Origin of the sequence: Micromonospora phytophila, from assembly GCF_023656545.1 — a bacterium.
GTDB classification, from domain to species: domain Bacteria; phylum Actinomycetota; class Actinomycetes; order Mycobacteriales; family Micromonosporaceae; genus Micromonospora; species Micromonospora phytophila.
The window spans coordinates 1-2748 of sequence record NZ_JAMOKF010000507.1 but is presented as its reverse complement, the minus strand read 5'-3'; the positions used below and the strand labels follow the sequence as shown (position 1 = coordinate 2748).

Here is a 2748-nt window from a genome sequence, read left to right as displayed (position 1 = left end):
AGGACGCGCCGGGCGCCGCGGCGGTGGTCGCCGCCCGCGACGGCGCGCCCGCCGGGGTGGGCAGCAACGCGTACGGGCTGGGCGCGCAGGCCACCACGCACGGCGGCGGGATGGTGCTGGCCAACCCGCACTTCCCGTGGGAGGGCGCGGAGCGCTTCTACCGGATGCACCTGAAGGTTCCCGGCCGCTACGACGTGGAGGGCGCCGCGCTGATCGGCGACCCGATCGTGGAGATCGGTCACAACCGCACCCTCGCCTGGAGCCACACCGTCTCCACCGCCCGGCGCTTCGTCTGGCACCGGCTCGCCCTGGTCCCCGGCGACCCGACCTCGTACTACGTCGACGGCCAGCCCCGGAAGATGACCACCCGCACGGTCACCGTCCAGGTGCCCAACCCGGCCGGCGGCACGGTGCCGGTCAGCCGCACCTTCCACGACACCCACTTCGGCCCGGTGGTGGTCGTCCCCGGCACCTTCGACTGGACCGCCGCCAGCGCATTCGCGATCACCGACGCCAACGCCACGAACAACCGCGCCTTCGACGGCTGGCTGCAGATGGGGCGGGCGACGACGGTCCGCGAGTTGAAGTCGGTGCTGGACCGGTACCAGTTCCTGCCATGGGTGAACGTGATCGCCGCCGACTCCCGGGGCGAGGCTCTCTACGCCGACCACTCGGTGGTGCCCCGGGTGACCCACGCCCTCGCCGCCGCCTGCATCCCGGCGCCGTTCCAGCCGCTCTACGCCGCCAGCGGCCAGGCCGTGCTGGACGGCTCCCGGTCGGCGTGCGCGCTGGGCCGGGACCCGGACGCGGCGGTGCCCGGCATCCTCGGCCCGGCCAACCTGCCGCAGCGTTTCCGCGCCGACTACGTGACGAACTCCAACGACAGTCACTGGCTGGCCAACCCGCAGGCGCCGCTGGAGGGCTACCCGCGGATCGTCGGCGACGAGCGCACCCCGCGCAGCCTGCGCACCCGGCTGGGGCTGGACCAGGTGCGCCAGCGTCTCGCCGGCACCGACGAGCTGCCCGGCCGGGGGTTCACCACCGGGCGGCTCTGGCAGACCGTCTTCGGCAACCGGGCGTACGGCGGTGAGCTGGTCCGCGACGACCTGGTGGCGCTCTGCACCGCGCAGCCCACCGCGACCGCCTCGGACGGGTCGAGTGTCGACCTGCGGGACGCCTGCGCGGCGTTGCGGCGCTGGGACCTGCGCGTCGACACCGGGAGCCGGGGCGCGCACCTGTTCACCGAGTTCGCCCTGGCCGGCGGCATCCGGTTCGCCGACTCCTTCGACGCCGCCGCCCCGGTCGACACCCCGAGCCGGCTGAACACCGCCGACCCGCGGGTGCGCACCGCGCTCGCCGACGCGGTGCGCCGGCTCGCCGGCATCCCGCTCGACGCGCGGCTGGGTGACATCCAGACCGAGCCGCGCGGTGACCAGCGCATCCCGATCCACGGCGGACGCAGCGAGGCCGGCGTCTTCAACATGATCATCAGTCCGTTGGTGCCTGGCGTCGGCTACCCGAAGGTGGTGCACGGCTCGTCCTTCGTGATGGCCGTCGAGTTGGGCCCGGACGGCCCGTCGGGGCGGCAGATCCTCACCTACTCGCAGTCGAGCAACCCGAACTCCCCCTGGTACGCCGACCAGACCCGGCTCTACTCGGGCAAGGGCTTCGACACGATCAAGTACACCGAGGCCCAGATCAAGGCCGACCCGAACCTGCGCACCTACCGGGTGGGGGAGGGCCGCCGCCACTGAGCCCGTCGCCCGTTCGTGCCGTCGCGCCCGCCGGATCGTCCCGACCCGGCGGGCGCGACGCGTTTGTCGCCGATGCGACACACACCCGAGAACGTGAGTTGACTCGGTGGAATCCTCCGATCGGTCCGGGTTGGACCGTCGATCGGCCAGTTCGTCCGTTGCGGCGTGTCCCCGTCGCGCGCCGCCGGAGTTAACCGGGTGACACCCCGGTTGGTGGCCTGCACGGCGAAGGAGTCGGCATGGCAAGGACTGATTCGACGGGTTCCACGTGGCGGTACCGGTGGGTGCACCGGCAGAACGAACGGCGACGGCGGGTGTTCCGCAGCGCCGACGAGGCATGGCGGCGGCGTGACGAGGAGCTGCGCCGCCTGCGTACCCTCGCCGAGGAGTTCCAGGGGTCCGCGGCGGCGGGCGCCGGCCTGCCCCTGGAGCTGGCCCCCGACGAGGTGGTCTTCTGGGCGCTGCCGGCCGCGCAGCTGGTGGAGGTCCGGCACACCACCGTGCTGCCCGCGCCGGACCTGGCCGTCGCACCCCAGGGCACCGCGCTGCGACCCCGCCGCCCCGACGGCGTCCGCGTCGCCGACGCCGGGATGGCGGTGATCACCAACCGCCGGCTGGTGCTGCTCGGCGGGCGCGGCCGGCGCGACTGGGCGTACGGGAAGATGACCGGCCTGGCGCACGACCCGCACGCGCCGGTCACCCTGATGCAGGTGCTGGACCGGCGGCGCACCTCCGGGCTGATGCTCCCCACCGACGCCGCCGCCGACTTCCGGTTCAAGCTGACCCTGGCCTTCGCCGACGCGATCGAGCAGCGCGACGCGGTACTCGCCCAGCTCGACGAGGCGATCACCGAGCACGCGCAGCTCAAGCCGTTCCGCCCGGGGATCGCCACCCCGGCGCAGGCCCGGCTGTCGGCGTTCGTGCCCGGCGGCCGGCGCACCGTGGCGGTCGCCGCGGGCATCGCCCTGCTGGTGCCCGCCGCGCTGCTGGACTC

The 2748-nt window shown here is 74.1% G+C and carries 2 protein-coding genes; both read left to right on the top strand.

Translation table 11 applies throughout. The annotated features are described in order from the left end of the window. On the top strand, positions 1-1754 hold a 1754-nt coding region (locus NCC78_RS30470; protein ID WP_250798855.1), incomplete at its 5' end, for an acylase. Positions 1755-1993: 239 nt separating this feature from the next. Beyond that, positions 1994-2748 (top strand): hypothetical protein (locus tag NCC78_RS30465; protein WP_250798854.1); only part of this gene is annotated, 755 nt, incomplete at its 3' end.